Source organism: Mesorhizobium sp. LEGMi-168a (assembly GCF_058312955.1).
In genome coordinates, this window is the sequence record NZ_JBZEGV010000112.1 from 1 (window position 1) to 1,274 (window position 1,274).

A 1,274-nucleotide genomic window follows, 5' to 3' on the forward strand; every position below is an offset into this window, starting at 1 on the left:
CCGGGCTGGCCGTTTCGGCGCTGCTGCTCGCCTCCACCGGCGCCGATGTCGGCCAGGTTTTTTCGGCGCTCGTGCAGGGCGCGGTCGGCTCGCCGAAGGCGATCGCCACCACGCTGGTCAAGGCGACGCCGATCATCCTCACCGGCCTTGCCACCGTCATTGCCTTCCGCGCCCAGCTCTGGAGCATCGGCCAGGAGGGGCAGGTCTTTGCCGGCGCCATGGGCGGCTACCTTGGCGCTCAGCTTCTGGCCGGCATGCCGCCGCTGTTGTTCTTTCCGGGCGTGCTCGCCGTCGGCATGGCGGCCGGCATGGCGCTTGGCTGGCTGGCCGCGCTGCTCAGGAACCGCTTCGGCGTCAACGAGATCATCTCGACGGTGATGCTGAACTACCTCGTCACCTATCTCCTGTCCTGGCTGCTGCAGGGCGGGCCATGGGGCGAGAGCGGCGGCACCATCTCCTACCAGCAGTCGCCGATGCTGCCCACCGAAGCCTTCCTGCCGGCGCTGTTCGGCAGCAGCCGGCTGCACGCGGGTGTGCTGTTGCCGTTCCTCGCCGCCGCCATTTGCGCGCTTGTTGTGTCGCGCACGCCGCTTGGCTACGAGATCCGCGGCCTCGGCTACAATCCCGAGGCGCTGCGGCACAAGGGCGTCAACATCGCCCGCACGGTCACCGTCATCCTGATGGCAAGCGGCGCCCTGGCGGCCCTTGCCGGCGCAATCGAGCTGTTCGGCGTGGCGCATCGGCTGCGCGCCGACAACCTGATCGGCCTTGGCTATGCCGGCATCATCGTCGGCATGATCGGCGGCCTCAGGCCGTTGGGCACGGTCATGGCCGGGCTGTTCTTCGGCGGACTGGCGAGCGGCGCCGTCTATATGCGCGTGCTCGGCGACGTGCCGGCATCGCTCGTGCCCGCCATCCAGGGCATCACCCTGTTCTTCTTTCTCTGCGCCGGTGTGCTGGCGCGCTACCGCGTGGTGAGGGTTGCCGTCCAATGAGCCAGCTGTTCCAGGAAGCGATCGTCGTCAGCATCCTTGCCGCCACCATCCGTGCGGTGACACCGCTGCTTTTCTCCGCCATGGGCGAGCTCATCACGCAGCGCGCCGGCATCTGGAACATGGGCGTGGAAGGCACGATGCTGACCGGTGCTTTCGCCGCCTACATCGTCGCGACGATGACAGGCTCGCTGTGGCTTGCCGTTCTGGCGGCGATCATCGGCGGCGCTCTCATGGGCGTCGTGATCGCCGTCATGACCGCCACCTTGCGGGTTGATCATT

Annotated in this window: 2 protein-coding genes; both read left to right on the plus strand. The window is 67.8% G+C overall.

Annotation, left to right across the window (positions count from 1 at the left end; genetic code table 11):
* Positions 1-995, plus strand: a 995-nt coding sequence (locus AC4FWB_RS34255) for an ABC transporter permease (RefSeq protein ID WP_491030622.1), incomplete at its 5' end; no start/stop codon positions are given.
* Positions 992-1,274 (plus strand): ABC transporter permease subunit (locus tag AC4FWB_RS34260; RefSeq protein ID WP_491030623.1); only part of this gene is annotated, 283 nt, incomplete at its 3' end. The genes AC4FWB_RS34255 and AC4FWB_RS34260, both read left to right, overlap by 4 nt.